We start from the raw sequence: 16,751 nt of genomic DNA on the forward strand, positions 1-16,751 counted from the left end.
GGCTAATCGCGTTAGCCCCGGTTATTGTTATTGGCAGTAGCGGTCGCGCCAGTTGAGGATCGCCTTTTCAAAACAGGCGAACGGCGGGTGAACTATTCCGGCGCCGATCATGCCGATCCCCGCGTCTTTGTGCGCAATAGCGGTGTTGATCACCGGCAGAATGCCGGTGCTGCCTACACGCGTAATATCGATAGCGGTCGGTACGCCCATAAAACCAAGCAGTGGAATGGTGACGTTGGGGTTTTCGCCGAGAGTGATTTCTCGCATCTGGCGAGAGAAATCAACGGCCTCTTCGACCGTACCGCCCACCAGCGCTACGATGGCCGGTGCCGTCGCCATCGCGAAACCGCCAATGCCGTAGGTTTCTGTTATCGCGCTATCGCCGATATCACGTCCGGAATCTTCCGGCTTGTAGCCCGCAAACATCGGCCCAATCACCTGCTGCGCCGGACCGGTAAACCACTGGCCCGGTAAGCCGCTAATGCGCAGACCGAACTCAACGCCGTTGCGCGCCATCGTCGTCACCACGGTGCTGTATTCAATACCGTGTGCAGCGTCCATTGCGGCTTTACACATCGCCATCCAGGTCGGTCCGGAGAAGTAATCACTACTAAGGACGAACTCGAACACCTCACGTTGCTGCTCAACCGGATAGCCGGTCTGAATAATCCACGGCGTCAGCGCCTGAATCAGCAGCGCCGTCCCGGCGTTGTTGCGGTTATGGCACTCATCACCCATGTGCAATGCCTGCGCCAGCATCAGGCGCAGATCGATTTCGCCCGCCAGCTTCATAGCATCGCGCAGCATCGGTCCCAGCACATCGCGCATCCAGTTCAAACGATCGATAACGCTCTGATCGTTCGCGCCCATACGCAGGATCTTCGCCATCTGCTCGCTCATATTGGTATATGCGCGGTTGCCATAGGTTTTGTTCTCGACGATGTGCATAAACATCGATGCCGACGTCACGCCCGCCATCGAGCCGACACAGTCATGCTCGTGGCACGGAGAGAAGATGATTTCACCCGAGGCGGCCAGTTCGGCGGCTTCATCCAGATCTTTCGCCAGCCCTTCAAAGACCAGCGCCCCGGTTACCGCCCCCTTCATTGCGCCGCACATTTTTTCCCAGCGGATTGGCGGCCCGGCGTGCAGGATGGTGTTACGGGTCATGCCCGGCACGACGTTGATCGCCTGGTCATAGCCAATCAGCACCGGATGCGACTGGATAATGCGTTCCAGCGCCTGCTGGTTAGCGGCCGCGATTTTGTCTGCCAACGGTGAATCGGCAATGTCATCCAGTGCCGCTACCACCTGCATGTTGCCCTGGCCCGGCGGCGTCCAGTCGAGCTGGGTCACCGGTACGTTCTGCTTTTTCAGGTCATCGCTGAACATTGCGATGCCAACGTTAATCACGTTCAGCGGCTGGTTAAACAGTGTCTGGCTCATCAGGCTTCCTCCCCTTTACAGATAAATTCACGCGCCAGCAATCCGGTGTTGGTGCTACTGCTCGCCCAGATAACCCCGGCGTCGGTCAGCATCTGACACTGTTTTTCCAGCGACGGCGTATCAAGATCGGTTCCCAGCACATAGCCGAGGATCTCAAGCGGACGACCGTCTGCGGCGGCGATCGCTTTGGCTTCAACGATCGCATCGAGCATCACGCCAACCGGATCTTCATGCGATCCAAATCCAAGGACGAAGTCCATCACGATCACGCCAACTTCAGGATCGCGCGCTTCCTGTAACAGACGACTAATGCGGTTGGTGGGATCGATCATCGGGTGCGGTTTGCCATTGGTAAAATCGTCATCACCGAAATCGAGGAAGGTATGCGCCACGCTGCGGTTGAGATCTTTCAGGCGGAACGCCGGATCCGGATGAATGTTGCTGTAAACTTCGGCATGTTTTTCCATGGCAGCAAACATCGCCTCATCGCACAACGTGCCGCCGCAGAACAAGCCACGGATGTACTTTTGCTGTGGAGTCAGACGGGCGCGAACCTCTTCAATCAGCGGCCAGTTGAGCGGATGTAGATCCAGACTCTCTTTTTTCACGCCGGTCAGCAGTACCGCTTTCAACGCCGCCTCTTTAGTACCGCGGGCAAACTGTAGGCCTTTTTCATCCGCAGGCGCGGCTTCACGTCCGAGGAAACACACCACCACGGGCTTATGACAGGCGCGCGCACGTTCCAGCACCTTGCGCACCACCGCTGGCGCAGGCGGTTTGGAGATAAGTGCGATGATCTCAGTTTGCGGATCGGCCTCCAGCATGCCAATCGCGTCAAGCATCATCAGGCCGCCAATCTTTTCACTCAGATCGCGTCCACCTGTGCCAATCAACTGGGAAATTCCGCCGCCAAACTCGTGAATGCGTACGCTCAGCTCCTGGCTACCGGTACCGGAGGCACCAATAATTCCGATGTTGCCGCGACGCACCGCGTTGCCAAAACACAGCGCCGCGCCGTTAATGATGGCGGTTCCGCAATCTGGCCCCATCATCAACAGTCCTTTTTCATGCGCCAGCTGCTTAAGCGCCAGCTCGTCCTCAAGAGAGACGTTGTCAGAGAACAGCATCACATTGAGGTTATTTTGCAGCGCCTGGCGCGCTTCACGCGCGGCAAACAGGCCATTGACCGAGATCACCGCCAGATTGCTCTCAGGAACATGCTTCTTCGCGCTGGCAAGCGTGGCATAGCGCGATTCATGCTGGCCACCCTGCTCTTTATGCGTAAACAGATCGTCAATCGCCATCAGCGTCTGGTCGTTCGCCGCCTCGCTGGCGCCTTTAATGACAATCATCAGATCGCCACTTTTCGCCTCTTCCAGCTCAGGCGTCAGCAGGCCGAGATTCTTCAGCACACCCTTATTCATCTCTGTCGCCATAGCCACAAACGCCTGCTCAACGCCATCGAGCTTATTTGCGCGCGTGGAGATAGACATCAGTGAGACAGAATCAAAATACGTGTTCTTTTTAACAACTATCCTGATCGACATAATTCCCTCCGGACCTGTGGCTCAGGGCGCAGGCATCCGCCATGCCATACAGCATGTCGCAGCCAGAACTTGAACCGATATTTTTAATGTCAGTAATATATTGCGTAGAAACGAGTTGTTGCTCAGTAATAAATTGGTTCAGCAGCCGGCCGATGCTTTCCCGATAACGCTGATTAAATGCTTCCTCTAGCGTTATTTTGCTAAGTAGCGTTGTATTATTTCCTGCACGTTGCAATGCTACTAAAAAATCATCTCGATATTTCCTCAGCGGATGTCCGGGAATAAATAAAATAGTGCTTAAGCCTACTAAATAATCATCCGATGAGGGCGTCAGCCCTATCCCCAAACCAATTAAATGGCTGACCGCCGTAGTAATATTTTCTCCTGTACGCAACGCCATCAGTAATGTTTGTCGGCGGTTGAGTAATTGACGGGTGATTTCCTGATAAAACGGATTGTCACCCCGGTACAGAAATAATGTGTCGTCGCTTCTTAGCTGTTGGCGGATAACCTCTTCCCAATACTGCCAGCCGACTGCGGCAAGGCTTGCTGCATCAGATGTCCACCGTGGTATTCGCCACAGCAGGCAACCGGCGGTTTCTATCCATTTATCATTGCCAACAACTATTCCCGACCCGCTAAAATTGACCCGCTCACCGGGGTGAAACAGGTCTTCACAATGCGTCAGCGCCAACCGACAGCTGTTAGGTGCGTTATCACAATCTTCACTCAGTAACGTCAACAGTCGCTGCTGTTCGGGTATCAACAGGTTTACCGCGTGAGAAAAAACCTGTTCAACCCGTCCCGTTCCCCGGAAAGTGAGAAACGCGCTGTCTGCGGTTAGCGCCCGTACGCATCGCCGTGATGGCGTAGCGATAATGGCGCTCCTGTGTCAGGCTCCGGCCGCAATCAGCAGCTCGGCAATTTCGTGGTACCCTTTCTCTCGCGCCAGTTCCAGCGGGGTTTTACCGTATTTATCCGTCATGTGCGGGTTTGCGCCATGGTCGAGCAGCAGCTTAACGATCTCCTGCTGCTTCGCACCGCCGTCATTTAGCACGATGGCTTCCAGGAGCGGCGTCCAGCCAACAAAATTAGTATGGTTGACATTGATATCGGTACGCAGCAGCAGCTCGCGCACGATCTCGACATGACCTTTTTCGCTGGCAGGTGTAATACCAACGCCGCCAAAACGGCTCAGGCAATTGAGGTCGGGGTTAGCCGGTAATACCGTACGCAACAGCGTTAAATCATTCGTCAGGCAGCTAATCAGGAAGGGGTTAAAACAAGTTTGATCTTGTTTATTAATATCGGCACCCGCAGCAATCAATAAAGAAACACAGTCATAATGTTTATTCAGGCTGGCAATAATAATGGCAGTACGCCCCTGGCGGTTAGTGGCGTTAATATCCACATTTTTTGCCAGACAGGATTTTAATCCATCGGCATTGCCCTGTTCTGCCGCCAGCAGAAATTCAGTAATGAGTTCTTTCTCTGACATAATCGCTCTCCTGCAGTTTTTTAGACTTTTTAAATATCCGATAACCTGAGAATAGCAATAGAGTGCAGAGAATAACATCCGCTTAAATTTCATTCATCGTTAGCGCATCGATTATTGAATCAATTTTAACAATGAGGACAAAACGTGCTGTAGTGCAATCTTTCCCTTATGGCTGGGCCCCTTTTAGCCACTAATCAGTAGTCCGGGAAATCAGGCGGTATGCTGCACGGATAGCGGCCTGCAATTAAAATACAGAAGTGTGATTGCCTTCAAATCAAATGTAAAACTGGTGTTAAATTCTGTTCAAAACTGATTGCTCTGTATAAGGATTACAAATACATTCAACAATCATCGTGTTGCGGATGCGCATTGTCGCCGGAGGGGAGAAAGATGAATTCAATATTTACCGAGGAAAACCTACTGGCATTTACGATGGCTGCCCGCTATAGCAGTTTCAGCAAGGCAGCGGAGGAGCTTGGCTTAACCACATCGGCAATTAGTTACACCATTAAGCGCATGGAAATGGGTCTCGACGTGGTGCTGTTTACCCGCAGTACTCGCAGCATTGAGCTGACCGAGTCCGGACGCTATCTGTTTCGTAAGGCGACCGACCTGCTCAACGATTTCCACGCAATCAAGCGCAGCATTGATACCATCGCTCAGGGAATTGAGGCTCGGGTGCGCATCTGCATTAACCAGCTGTTGTATACCCCTCAACATACGGCGCGGCTGCTGCAGGTACTCAAGAAACAGTTTCCAACCTGCCAGATAACCGTCACCACAGAGGTGTATAACGGCGTCTGGGATTCGATCATCAACAACCAGGCCAATATCGCCATTGGCGCGCCCGATACATTACTGGACGGCGGCGGAATTGATTACACCGAGATCGGCGCGATCCGTTGGTCGTTCGCGATTGCCCCGGATCATCCGCTGGCGTTTATGCCTGAACCCATTTCTGAGAGCCAACTGCGCCTGTACCCGAACATCATGGTGGAAGACACCGCACATACCATCAATAAGAAGGTCGGCTGGCTGTTACACGGACAGGAGTCGATTCTGGTTCCCGATTTTAATACCAAGTGCCAGTGCCAGATCCTGGGGGAGGGCATCGGTTTTCTGCCAGACTATATGGTGCGCGAGGCGATGGAAAAGTCGTTGCTGGTGACACGGCAGATCCACAACCCGCGTCAGGATTCACGAATGCTGTTGGCAACCCAGCATTCGGCAACCGGTCGTGTCACTCAGTGGATTAAAAAAGAGTTTGGCCCGCAAGGGATACTGACGGGGATTTATCAGGATTTACTGCATCGGGCGTGATGCACCGGATGGCTGTTATACCTTCCGGTGCATATTAGATAATCAGGCGCGGATATCGTCGTACTCGCGGGTTTTATCAAATTCATGTTTGGCAAACGGGCACAGCGGAATAACTTTGCGGTTTTCAGCGCGCATCTTCTCTACCACTTTCGCCACCAGCTGTTTGCCGACGCCCTGACCTTTCAGACTGGGATCGACATCGGTATGTTCAATGATGCTCAGATGCTCGCCCGTCGGCACGAAAACAATCTCGGCAACCTGGTTGCCCTCAGCATCATTGACATAAAACTTGTTATGGCCTGCAAGAATTTCCATGCTTCCCTCACTCATTTTTGGCGATATTTCAGCGCACCGCTCGGACAGGTATCGATGACCTTGATGACCGTGGCAACGTCCACTTCATCCGGAATAATCCACGGTTTACGTTTCAGGTTAAACAGCTTCGCGCTTCCCCGCACGCAATTGCCCGAATGCTGACACATCGCCGTGTTGAAGTAGACGTCAATTTTCTCGCCGGTATAGGCCCGGTAACCTGCATCCAGTAGTTCCTTATCCACGACATTGCCTCGCATTTTTTTATTGTCTGGGTCTAATCATAGACCTATGCGAGGCTGAAGGAAGCGGCTGAAAGCAGAAATATCATTCAGGCTTTTTCTGTATCGACGGCTGCGGCTCTGGCGGCAAATACTCCAGCATCGCAGGCGTCGGCGGCGGGAGGCGGTTATCGGCAATATCCCTGTCCACATCGATATGACTGATTTCGCCATTCTCATGATGGTGGACCGTCAGCACCCTCGCCTTGTTCAGTTCCGTAACCAGCTCCCGGGTAATACGCAAACTTTCTGCCAGCTCATGGTCTTCAAGCCCGGGTCTGCGACTGCGGCGTTCGACCCGAAAACGAAACTGGTTGTATTTCGCCCAGCCGATCAGCACCAGTCCGTTGACCAGGGCGACAAGGATATAAAACGTGACCGTATCCAGCGTGGTGAAAAAGGGACGCACGCCCATATACGGTGAATGCGCCAGGGCCGTGATCAGCCCTTTATAGATCAAATAGATAAATCCAACCCATGCGATGGCCGTCAACAACACATCGATGATGCGCGGCAGCAAACGCCGCTCTGTGAAGATCAGTGGCTGGTTCATGATTCGATCCTCCCAATACCGCGGTCAGGACTCACCCAACGCGCTCTGCCACGTTTGCGTTTGAGCATCACTTTCGGGAACGCGACCAGCGTGGTGAACAGGCTTAGCATCCAGTACACCACCGGGAACCAGATAATCCAGAACAACGAGGCGCCAATGCCTTTTTCATAGCGTCGTTCAATCATCAGGCTCACCGCAAACTGCAGCAAGCACACCACGCCGAGGATAAGCCCGGTAAAGGCTGGCGGGAAAAGATGCTGTACATACAGCGAGTCCGGCATCGGGATCATCAGTCCTAACAGGAACAGCACGATACTGATCGCATAGGCAAACGACCAGGCGGTAGAAAAACAGAACTCAAGAAACAGCGGCCACATGCGACGGAACTCCCACGACCACAGACGACGCATGTTAACGATAAACACCTCTGCACCACCCTGCGCCCAGCGCAAACGCTGCTTCCATAGCCCTTTTAATGTTTCAGGCATCAGGATCCAGCACAGTGCGCGCGGCTCAAAGAATACCGACCAGTGGCGCAATTGCAGCTTCCAACTGATATCGATATCTTCGGTGATCATGTCCGGGCTCCAGTAACCGACCTCGGCCAACGCGCGACGGCGAAACGCCGCAACTACGCCGGAAACGGTAAAGATCTGCCCATAGACTCGCTGAGTACGCTTAATTAAGCCGATAATGGAAGAGAACTCACCGACCTGCACACGACCGATTAACGTAGAGCGGGTTCGAATACGCGGGTTCCCCGTCACTGCACCAACGCGCGGGAACTGGATCAGAGGAGCCACAATATAGGCAACGGCATCACGATCCAGTAACGCATCGCCATCAATGCACACCAGGTAATCACTGCGCGCAGCGGCTGCACCGGTCTTGAGCGCCAGCGCTTTACCCTGGTTTTCAGCCAGATGAATCACCCGCAGGCTGGGGTATTCCACTGCCAGTTGTTCCAGCACGTCGTGAGTGTCATCCGTCGAGCCATCGTTGATGGCGATCACTTCGATATTCTTATATCGCTGTGCCAGTGCTGCCTCAATGGTTTCACGCGCGTTGATCCCTTCGTTAAAACAGGGGATCAGAATGGAAACCAGTGGATTCCCCGGCAGGGTTGGTGGTGGCGTGTCATCTCCCCATTTCCAGTGACGTTCACGGTAAAACCAGAAATAGACCCCGCCGCTTATCCACAAAGCAGACATGAACAATGGCCAGAAGAAGACGAAGTTCAACATCACTTCACCTGTAAAGATGACAGCCACGCCAAACGGCAGGCTGAACATCAGACAAAGTATCAGGAAAGCAATAATGCGATCGGTCATTTTTGCGGATACCAGTATGAGGAGAACGTCGAGCGAATCTCTGACATCTCAGGTTTGTCGCTGATGAAATCATCCGGGTAATAGCCGTAGTTACCTGCACCGCTTAATTTCAGCTGGCGCATCCATTCGGCTATTTGTTTTCCGCTGATTTCAGCCTGATCCCCGGATTTACGCCAGTCTCGTGCCTGCAGTTCAAACACGGTTTTATCCAGCGCCCCAGGGGTTTGTGCAACGGCATTCACCAGTCGGTCAAGCCATGCGTTGGCATCATTGGCCGGGATCTGTTCCATGAATGGCATCGCCATCGGCGCCGTCCAGTCATAGGTATTGAGGAAATCATTCAGGTTTTGTGCAAACCAGGCTTCACTTTCAGGCTCCAGTACCGGCATGGCGTATATATTGCGCGCAGTTTGCACCTGTGGACCGCGAATATTACGCACCGTCCGGGTCAGTTGTTTGGTGAAGTCAATCAGCATCTTACTTTTCAGGCGAGTCCAGCGCTCGAACGCCTGAGGATTATTACGTATTTGCTCGATACTGCCCGGAAGCCCTGCGGCACGGTAGGCGGCTAACGCCTCCGGTGACGCATCTTCAAAATCCGTCAGGAAAGCATCGTCATGGAACAAAATACCTTTGAAGCTGGCGTGCTTCGCCAGGTCTTCATAGATTTCAGTGATGCGTTTGCGCGCTTCGCTGTCCCAGGGCGAGAGACGAACATAGTTCTCATGATTGATAGCAGTGCGTCCCGTTTTCGGATCCCATGCGGTTACGCGTGGAATGGACGCGTCGAGATCGAAAGCCAGAACCGGCATCCAGGCATACACCGTCACCCCGGCCCGCGTTTGTAACTGCCAGGAGATATAGTTAAACAGATCGGCACGCATCGGCAGCCAGCGGTTGGGGAAATAGACCTCACGAATATTCCCGTCGCCCTGCGGATCGGCGTACGCCTGCAGGAAGACATGGGAAATACGCATGTCATAAACGCGCTGGATCAGCTTATCGATATTTCGCTTCTGCTGAGCAGGGTCTTTGTCATACACGTAATCCAGATCGACATGCATCACGCGCATCGTCTGTGGTTCACGGACCTGAGCGACCTGACTGGCAAAGCGCTTAAGGGATGGGTTATCAGAGATCAGCACGCGCGGAATATCATCGAGAAACGCGGCATTCGCCAACCCTTCATTAAGCGTAAAGGCCATCTTATAGCCATGCTCTTTGGCCAGGTTTAACGTTGTGCCGTTGGCTGCGCCGTAAGGCCATACCCACGCGCGCGGCGATTTGCCGGTCACCGCTTTGATCTTGTTAGTGATCAGAGAGATATCCGTGTTTATACGTCGCGTGTACTGTTCGTCCGTTTCGTAAGTGCCGGTTTTCTTATCATACAGGCGGTTCGCCACAGCGGGCTCTTTACTCCCCTGCGGGTTGGCCTCAGCGCCAAAGTGCGAGTTCCAGGTGTGCGCACCGACTTCCACCAACGGCGACTTGCCCATTTCTTCGACCATTTTCCAGGTGGCGAATTTGTCTCGCGCGGTCATTAAGCCGCCAAAATCGACTTTTTTGTTGGCTGGCGCATCAACCCAACTGCCTACTGGTGCCCAGAGTGCAGGCCAGTTGTAGGCTTTCAGCAATGGCCAGACGCGGGTATAAAAACTGCTATATCCGTCGTCAAAGGTGAGTAATACCGCTTTTTCCGGCAGTACAATTTTACCGTCATGGGCGTCCAGAATTTGCTGCACGCTGATCGGCTGATAGCCATTATCACGCAGCCAGGCCATTTGGTCGCTCAACGCGCTGGTACGCACAGAGAGGTAGCGCTGGTCGGCTGCACCATCCTCCACATCATGGTAGCCGAGCACCAGAAAGCTATTTTTCGGCCACGGATGATCCGCCGTCAGCGGTGTTCTCTCTGCGGGAGGAACATAGCGAGGCGTTGTATTGTGCGCGCTGCTGCACGCGGTAATCATCAACCAGCCAGCGATTAATGCGCTAAGCCACAGGCATCTTTTCAGCATGAACAATCCTTAAAACCTGACATTTAAATCGAAAGCGAGGGAGATATTCCGCTCACGTTTACCGTCATAGGGGCGTTTATCCCAAATCAGCATCACCCCGCCGTCTACGACGTTGTTCCATTTAAGCCGTTGGCCGTATCCCACCTGGACGATAGCGCCTGCATCTTCACCTTGCTGCCAGTAGCCACCTACGCCAGCCAGACCTTGCTGCGTCCAGACGGTATCATAGTGGCGGTAAAGAACCTGCTCTGCGCTCAGGCCAGGGACAACCGAAAAATCACTCTTCGGGTTGTAATACGGAACATTTTCTTTGGTGTTGGTGCTCCCGCCGATACCCGGCGTAAAGTCCAGCGTGAAGCGCGGCGTGGTCCACATGCGCTCTTTTCCGCTGAGTCCATATTCGATGCGATCGTTACCGTCCGAGAAATGTGATGCGGCAAACGATAGTTGATATTCACGTCGTTCGTTTTGATACCAGCGAACAAACATATCGCCGCCGTTGGCATACACGCCGCTACGCAGCGCGCGCAGTGGCGTGTTGCGCGAAAGACGCTCGGCCGACCCACCAACGCGCCAGTTGTCATTGAAGTCATGCCAGCCGGATAGACGCCCGCCAATCTTCTGACCATCGCCATAATTTCGGCCAGACACTTCCATTTCCGCCCAGTAATCGCGGGAAGTCCATTCTGCACCCGCCGCCAGATCGCGGCTGATGCCCTTCCCTTCCTCAAATTCACCAGTAGCAAAGTTGAATCCGGTAAACAGTCGCCAGTTGTCATTAATCGGCGGACTGTAAATAGCCGTGTTGATGTTGAAGTCATTCTTACCGCTGACCGGGCTATCGGACGAGATCCCCTGCGTTCCGCTAATACGCACTTCCGACATTTTGTGGACATCACGAATACGCGCGAGGCGCAGCGTCGCTTCATCATCCGGGCTACGGGCAATAACGTCATCCGTCAGTTCATCTGCCTGTTTCCACTCCTGAAGATCCAGTGCAACGTAAGCCTGCTGACGTTCCAGCTCCAGGTTGCTTGGCTCAATGACTTCCGCCAGCTTAAGCTCTTTCTCCGCCGCATGCGGCAATCCACGCGCTTCAAGCACAGAGGCATAAGATATGCGCAATCCCTGGTTACCAGAGCCTGTTCGTGCCAGATGCTCTGCGAGCTTTTCTGCCTCTGGCAGTTCATTGGCAGCGATATGATATTGCGTCAGTAGCGACTGTCCGAGCAGCCAGTTATCGTTAGGCTGCGGCGTTGGCGAGCCATAGATACGCCGCAGATACGGACTCTCTTTGATCAAATCATCGACTTGTTTTTTGGCAGCATCGAAGTTTTCATTATCAATGTGCGCGTAGAACAGATCTTGTTGATCCTCAGGACTGAGCGGCGTCACCGGGATAGGTCCATTCGGGTAGTAGATGCTCGCCAGCATCGCTTCGGTTTTTTCCGGCTGGCGTTCGCTTAACCATGCTGATGCCACCCAGCGTTTTGCATAGTTTGGTACTTCGCCGCTTGCAGAAAGGGATTCATACTCATCAATCACTTCGGCAGTACGCTTACGCACCAACAGGGCACCCATACGGTCAATTCTCGCCCGACGGACATCATTCTGCGCAGACGGCTCATCTTTCCAGGCCGCCAGCAACTGGTCATAACGGGCCAGCGCTTTATCGGCCACGATAAACCGTTCTTCTTCATTACGTGCGGACGTATAGGAGGAGCGTACCATTTCAGCCGCCGCATCAAGCTCAAGACGGCGCTTCACTGGATCAGCCGTGGGAACGACCTCCGCCATATTTAAAGCGGGTCCGGAAACGCGGTTCGCCGACAGCGCAGATAGCAGCGTGGATTTTGCATTTTTGTTGCCTGGATCAACATCATCCGCCTGGCTGGCAACCAACAGTGCATCCCAGTTTTTCCCCTGAGAATGATATACGTAGGCAAGCAGTGCGTCGGAGTCTGCGCCCGGATGCGCCTGCGCCCATTTATTCGCTTCAGTAAGGGCTTGTTGGTTGTAGCGCGCATCCGCCAACGTCATTATCCAGCCGGTGCGTACATCCACGTTATCAGGCTCTTCCTGTAAAACGCTTTCCCACACCGCCAATGAATCATTCCAGTTTTTCTGGTTACGGTACGCACGTGCAACGGCGACTTTGCCGCGCGCAGGCACATCCATCTGCCCACGATACCGCTGCCAGATTTCAATGGTTGTTTTATCGTTGTTATCGACCCAACCAGAAACTTGCAACCAGTCGGCAACCTGATTTGGCGTTAGCGCACTTTTCTTTCCCTGATCCTCAAGGTAGCGCAATAGCGGCGCACTATTCCCTTCCCGCGCTTCAATAACCAAAGCATCATAATCTGATACCGCAGCAGAGATTTGCATAGGGAAAAGAATGCTTGCCGTAAATAAACAGCTTACAGACTTAAAACGTTTAATGAAGTTGGCATGTCGACGCATACTGAACATATCTGCCCTTATATCTTACATCAGAGTAAAAATAAGCGTTTTCAATAAGTTACGGTCAATCCCTGACAGTTGCCGACCATGTAAGATGCACTGCCGCTTATTTCGTAATAGGGTTATGAAGCAATTAATTCTTTCGTCTTATTGACTACCCGCACCGCGTCCTCTAATCGTTGGACAGGGGGCATAAACTCGGGAATTTTATCACTCCATGTAGTTCGTGGCTACGCAATAAGAAAAGTCTTAGGCAAAAAAGTATTTTAGACTAAATAATCCTAATACTCTTGGGATTGAATTCTGGATTTAAACAAAGTTTGCCCGGTGACATCATGTGACGATGCTTACTATTGCTGGTTAGCATAGCTACACCGCGCAACTGTTTGCATGGTAACTATTTTGAGAGGTGAATAGAGAAAAATCTGATAATAGGCTCTCTGCTAACAACAAAATATAACTTAATTTTTAGGGCTCAAACAGGGCCAATGAAATGAAAATAAGGGTACAGGCGCAAGAAGAATTAGATACAGTAACAATGCGTTGAAATCAAACAACTTTATTTATCATTTTTCGAAACCTACCATAATTGGTATTTGGAAACTCAATCAAATACGTGCGTGAATAATTGTGTATTACTCTACCTGTTAATGTATTAACCAACCTTGCGTACTATTGACAATATCAACCACAATCAATTATTTCCCCTTACAATATGAAAGCCTATTTGCATTACAAGCAACTGATAGAAGCATAATTTTTTGCACTTACCTTCCCCTCAGTCTTTCAGGTAATCTGGGCAAAGACGCCAATGGGAGCTGGTCAATGAAAATCGTTAACGCAGAAGAAAAGCACATCCTCGCCATACGCGATATCTATGCACATCATGTTCTTCACGGTACCGGCAGCTTTGAAACCGACCCGCCGGATGCACACGAGATGCTTGCTCGTCTGGAAAAAATCCGCAGCCTCGGGCTGCCGTGGGTCGTCGCTCTGCAGGAAGATAAGGTCATCGGGTATTGCTACCTCACCCGCTACCGCGAGCGCTATGCCTACCGCTATACCCTTGAGGATTCGATTTATATTGCTCCAACGGCTCAGCGTCAGGGTTTAGGAAAAGCCTTACTGCGTCATGTGATTGGCTGGGCTGAAGCACAGGGTTATCGGCAACTGATTGCCATCGTCGGCGACAGCAATAATCAGGGATCGTTAAAAGTCCATCAGCAGGCCGGATTTACGCAAATCGGCACACTGAAAAACATTGGCTTCAAACATGGGCTATGGCTCGACACGGTATTGCTACAACGTAATCTGGGTGAAGGTAACAGCACGCTGCCACCGGATTCCGGTGTCGCTATCTAACGTTTTTAAGGATTAACTACAGGGAGAGAATTTTTGGAGCGGGCGAAGGGAATCGAACCCTCGTATAGAGCTTGGGAAGCTCTCGTTACTCCATCCCGACATTGTACATATGGCTGTACCTGATGGCGTGATTTTAGAGGATCAAAATCATGTCTATCAAGAACAATCAGTATCTTTTTCAAAGTCATTCGGGCGTATGGATCTTTCAGGTCTTTGTACCTGCGTACATGCGTCATCTGTTCGGTAATAAGCGAGCCTGGCGAAAATCCACAGGGACAAAGGACATAGTTAAGGCTCGCCACTTCAGAAATCACATGTTGATTGAGTTCAACAACCTGAAAGCCCTGTTGAATCCTGATCGGGAAGACATTCGCATCCAGAATGCGATCACCACACTCCATACCACAATAAAACAGGCAAAGAATGCGCCTGTAGCAGTATCTCCGATCCCAACGCTGGCGGTCATACGTGATGAATACATGACGGTTTATAGTGAACGTCGGGCATTCTCCACACTCAGCAAATCCGCGCGAGCCGTAGAAGTTTTTCTTCAGAGTATCGGTAAAGTTGATATTGGGTTGAACAAGATCGGACGCAGAACCGTTACTGATTTCATCGAAGGCCAACAGAAAAAGGCAGCACCTCAAACCGTGCAGAACTGGCTAACATCTTTGGGGAGTCTGTACGAGTTCGCCAAACGCCGCTACGACGCGATACCTGACAGCAACCCTTTTCACGGTCATAACCTTGAAGCACGTCGTACGATAGAGAGTTATCAGCCGTTTGAACCTGAACAGTTACAATCCCTTATCGGAGAAGCCGATGACGTTCTACGTGATGTCATTTTGATCGGCCTGTACTCTGGAATGCGACTTGATGAGATAGCCAGCATCAAGCGGGATGAGATTGTGATGATGGAGGGTGTGCGGTGTTTCTTCGTCAGCAAGTCTAAAACTGTCGCCGGGGTGCGATATGTTCCGATCCACTCGCTACTGATGGGGATTATTGATAAGCATCTGGCGCAAAACGGCGGTGCATATCTTTTGGCGCAGTCAAATAACATCATCCGGAAGGATGGCAAACGCGGTCCGTGGTACAGCCAAAAATTTACCCGGCTGCGTGATAGCGTCTTGCCTACAGCTACAGATAGGCAATGTTTCCACAGCTTGCGCGGGATGTTCATCACATGCTTAGACAGAGCAGGCGTACCAGAACAGCGCATAGGTGCTATCACCGGGCATACTGAACAGAAGGCCAAAACTGAAGCATTCAGGACATATAGCAAGGGCGCAGGTATGAGAGAGTTAGCCAAATATGTTGAGTGTGTGTATTATCATGCTCTATAGATTAAAGGGGGGCTGCCCCCCTTATATTATTGTGGCCATTCAGCTTGAATACGAGCAGAAACTTCATCAGGAAGATTATACCAATAAGCATTATTATTTGTTGCATCCACAACAATTAATCTATCATCATTATCCATTGCAGCCTTGACTATCTTCGCTGCATTTTCAGCAGAATAGCCACTATTGACATACCAGTTAGATTCTGTCGCCTTTGCCCAGTTACCCAGCGTTTTAATGGCAGCATGAACAGCCGTGTAATCCTTATCTTTTATAAGATCATAGGTAATAAATAAGTTATTAGCCATTAACTTTCTCCCAAAGGACAATAAAAAAATAAAGCGCCCCGTAAGGCGCTCATATTTCAATGGTCTTTAAGCCAAGCCTGCACTTTTTTAGCCGAATGACCTACGGCTTGAACAGCTTGAATAAGTTTAGCCTCACTAACGCCGAACTTTTTAGCCCAATCACGTCTTTCGTAATCCTGTTTGATACTTATTAAATCATTGTCAGGTGTACCAATTTTGGTCTTATCATCAGCCATTTTACTGATTCCTCGTGATACAGGCTTATACCTGCACACTACTTATATGACTCCTCTGCCGCTTCGTAAACGGTCAGTTATCAAACAATTGACACTGGTCATAAAACCAGTAAATAATTTTTTCCGAGCTTGCTAACTTTGCCGCTTCGCTTCTATCATAACCACTACATATTGTGTTTATTAATATAAGAAATACAATATATCCAAACATCCATCCCGTGAATAGGTGTTGAAATGGCGAACAATGATAAGCAATCCTCGAAAGATGTAGCTCATCTGGCAGCAGAGACTCTAAACAACCCAAACGCCTCTGCGATTCAGAAAAGTTTAGCGGGTTCAGTGCTATCACAAGCAGGAACAAAAAATCAAACTGGCGCGAACATGGAAGCCAAAGCATCAGCAGCATTGAAAAACCCACGCTCAAGCGAGGTTACTAAAACCTTAGCTGGTTCGGTTGTTTCTCAATCGAATAAAAAGCGCTAAAAAAAGCCGGGATTAACCCGGCTCTCATGTTTTCAGTTTTCGTTGTCGCTGTTCGCTCAGGTAGTACCTGATAGCGCTGTCCAATCCATACGTATGGATGCGGTCCAGTAGGCTGGAACGACTACACTCAAGCCTGCGTGCTAACGCTGACATGTTGATGATCGAATCATCGCCCCTGCCATCTAGAATCCACTGCATCAGCGGCATGTTGCCAGTACCGATCAAAGCTAATTTCATATGTATCTCCTCT

The 16,751-nt window shown here is 51.1% G+C and carries 17 protein-coding genes; 4 read left to right on the forward strand and 13 right to left on the reverse strand.

From position 1 onward, the window contains the following. Window positions 1–27 precede the first annotated feature (27 nt). Genes OGX86_RS20250 through OGX86_RS20265 form a run of 4 tightly spaced genes read right to left on the reverse strand, consistent with a single transcriptional unit; the run spans window position 28 to window position 4,491 of the window. Window positions 28–1,446 carry a YlbE family protein gene (locus OGX86_RS20250; RefSeq protein ID WP_008785728.1) on the reverse strand — a complete coding sequence of 473 codons (1,419 nt, stop codon included), beginning with the start codon at window positions 1,444–1,446 and terminating at the stop codon, window positions 28–30. Then, a complete protein-coding gene (gene fdrA / locus OGX86_RS20255; RefSeq protein ID WP_168978772.1) occupies window positions 1,446–2,993 on the reverse strand; it encodes an acyl-CoA synthetase FdrA in 1,548 nt (515 codons plus the stop codon). Before fdrA ends, OGX86_RS20250 begins: the two co-directional genes overlap by 1 nt. Continuing rightward, window positions 2,971–3,870 carry an oxamate carbamoyltransferase subunit AllH family protein gene (locus OGX86_RS20260; protein WP_491700869.1) on the reverse strand — a complete coding sequence of 300 codons (900 nt, stop codon included), beginning with the start codon at window positions 3,868–3,870 and terminating at the stop codon, window positions 2,971–2,973. The genes fdrA and OGX86_RS20260 overlap by 23 nt, the downstream gene beginning before the upstream one ends. Before the next feature lie 15 nt (window positions 3,871–3,885). Next, window positions 3,886–4,491: an ankyrin repeat domain-containing protein gene (locus tag OGX86_RS20265; protein ID WP_038633392.1), complete on the reverse strand. Its 606-nt coding sequence runs from the start codon at window positions 4,489–4,491 to the stop codon at window positions 3,886–3,888. Window positions 4,492–4,881: 390 nt separating this feature from the next. Between OGX86_RS20265 and OGX86_RS20270 the strand changes: the two genes are divergently transcribed. Continuing rightward, complete coding sequence (locus OGX86_RS20270) at window positions 4,882–5,811, forward strand: LysR substrate-binding domain-containing protein (protein ID WP_149608196.1); 930 nt, start codon at window positions 4,882–4,884, stop codon at window positions 5,809–5,811. A gap of 42 nt (window positions 5,812–5,853) precedes the next feature. On the opposite strand, the gene OGX86_RS20275 is transcribed toward OGX86_RS20270, so the two are convergent. The 6 genes from OGX86_RS20275 to pgaA form a co-directional block, all read right to left on the reverse strand. After that, window positions 5,854–6,126, reverse strand: coding sequence for a GNAT family N-acetyltransferase (locus tag OGX86_RS20275; RefSeq protein WP_003033869.1), 273 nt, complete (start codon window positions 6,124–6,126; stop codon window positions 5,854–5,856). An 11-nt stretch (window positions 6,127–6,137) separates the two neighbouring features. After that, entirely contained in the window at window positions 6,138–6,368 is a 231-nt protein-coding gene (yjdI, locus tag OGX86_RS20280) for a 4Fe-4S mono-cluster protein YjdI (RefSeq protein ID WP_003825544.1), read from the reverse strand. 82 nt (window positions 6,369–6,450) lie between these two features. Continuing rightward, window positions 6,451–6,957 carry a poly-beta-1,6-N-acetyl-D-glucosamine biosynthesis protein PgaD gene (pgaD, locus tag OGX86_RS20285; RefSeq protein ID WP_003825542.1) on the reverse strand — a complete coding sequence of 169 codons (507 nt, stop codon included), beginning with the start codon at window positions 6,955–6,957 and terminating at the stop codon, window positions 6,451–6,453. Further along, complete coding sequence (pgaC, locus tag OGX86_RS20290; RefSeq protein WP_003033859.1) at window positions 6,954–8,288, reverse strand: poly-beta-1,6-N-acetyl-D-glucosamine synthase; 1,335 nt, start codon at window positions 8,286–8,288, stop codon at window positions 6,954–6,956. Before pgaC ends, pgaD begins: the two co-directional genes overlap by 4 nt. Beyond that, entirely contained in the window at window positions 8,285–10,306 is a 2,022-nt protein-coding gene (gene pgaB, locus OGX86_RS20295) for a poly-beta-1,6-N-acetyl-D-glucosamine N-deacetylase PgaB (RefSeq protein ID WP_032944882.1), read from the reverse strand. The genes pgaC and pgaB overlap by 4 nt, the downstream gene beginning before the upstream one ends. 9 nt (window positions 10,307–10,315) lie before the next feature. Beyond that, window positions 10,316–12,778 carry a poly-beta-1,6 N-acetyl-D-glucosamine export porin PgaA gene (pgaA, locus tag OGX86_RS20300; protein WP_128317666.1) on the reverse strand — a complete coding sequence of 821 codons (2,463 nt, stop codon included), beginning with the start codon at window positions 12,776–12,778 and terminating at the stop codon, window positions 10,316–10,318. Between the two features lie 816 nt (window positions 12,779–13,594). On the opposite strand from pgaA, the gene OGX86_RS20305 reads away from it, so the two are divergent. Beyond that, window positions 13,595–14,131: a GNAT family N-acetyltransferase gene (locus OGX86_RS20305; protein WP_267437098.1), complete on the forward strand. Its 537-nt coding sequence runs from the start codon at window positions 13,595–13,597 to the stop codon at window positions 14,129–14,131. Between the two features lie 149 nt (window positions 14,132–14,280). Next, window positions 14,281–15,477, forward strand: a complete 1,197-nt coding sequence (locus tag OGX86_RS20310; protein ID WP_286640546.1) for a tyrosine-type recombinase/integrase — start codon at window positions 14,281–14,283, stop codon at window positions 15,475–15,477. A gap of 26 nt (window positions 15,478–15,503) precedes the next feature. Here OGX86_RS20310 and OGX86_RS20315 read toward each other — a convergent pair whose 3' ends face one another. Both OGX86_RS20315 and OGX86_RS20320 read right to left on the reverse strand, forming a co-directional pair. Further along, the gene (locus OGX86_RS20315; protein ID WP_072058732.1) at window positions 15,504–15,782 is read right to left on the reverse strand and encodes a hypothetical protein; all 279 of its coding nucleotides are present in this window, start codon (window positions 15,780–15,782) and stop codon (window positions 15,504–15,506) included. A gap of 56 nt (window positions 15,783–15,838) precedes the next feature. Continuing rightward, window positions 15,839–16,018: a DUF3606 domain-containing protein gene (locus OGX86_RS20320; RefSeq protein ID WP_032968401.1), complete on the reverse strand. Its 180-nt coding sequence runs from the start codon at window positions 16,016–16,018 to the stop codon at window positions 15,839–15,841. Window positions 16,019–16,252: 234 nt separating this feature from the next. On the opposite strand from OGX86_RS20320, the gene OGX86_RS20325 reads away from it, so the two are divergent. Beyond that, window positions 16,253–16,501, forward strand: a complete 249-nt coding sequence (locus OGX86_RS20325; RefSeq protein WP_000002667.1) for a hypothetical protein — start codon at window positions 16,253–16,255, stop codon at window positions 16,499–16,501. A 24-nt stretch (window positions 16,502–16,525) separates the two neighbouring features. On the opposite strand, the gene OGX86_RS20330 is transcribed toward OGX86_RS20325, so the two are convergent. Continuing rightward, window positions 16,526–16,738 (reverse strand): hypothetical protein, encoded by a 213-nt coding sequence (locus OGX86_RS20330; protein WP_047367449.1) that lies wholly within the window; start codon window positions 16,736–16,738, stop codon window positions 16,526–16,528. Window positions 16,739–16,751: the final 13 nt, after the last annotated feature.

The organism is Citrobacter sp. Cpo040 (genome assembly GCF_030332915.1).
In the GTDB taxonomy this organism is placed as follows: domain Bacteria; phylum Pseudomonadota; class Gammaproteobacteria; order Enterobacterales; family Enterobacteriaceae; genus Citrobacter; species Citrobacter portucalensis.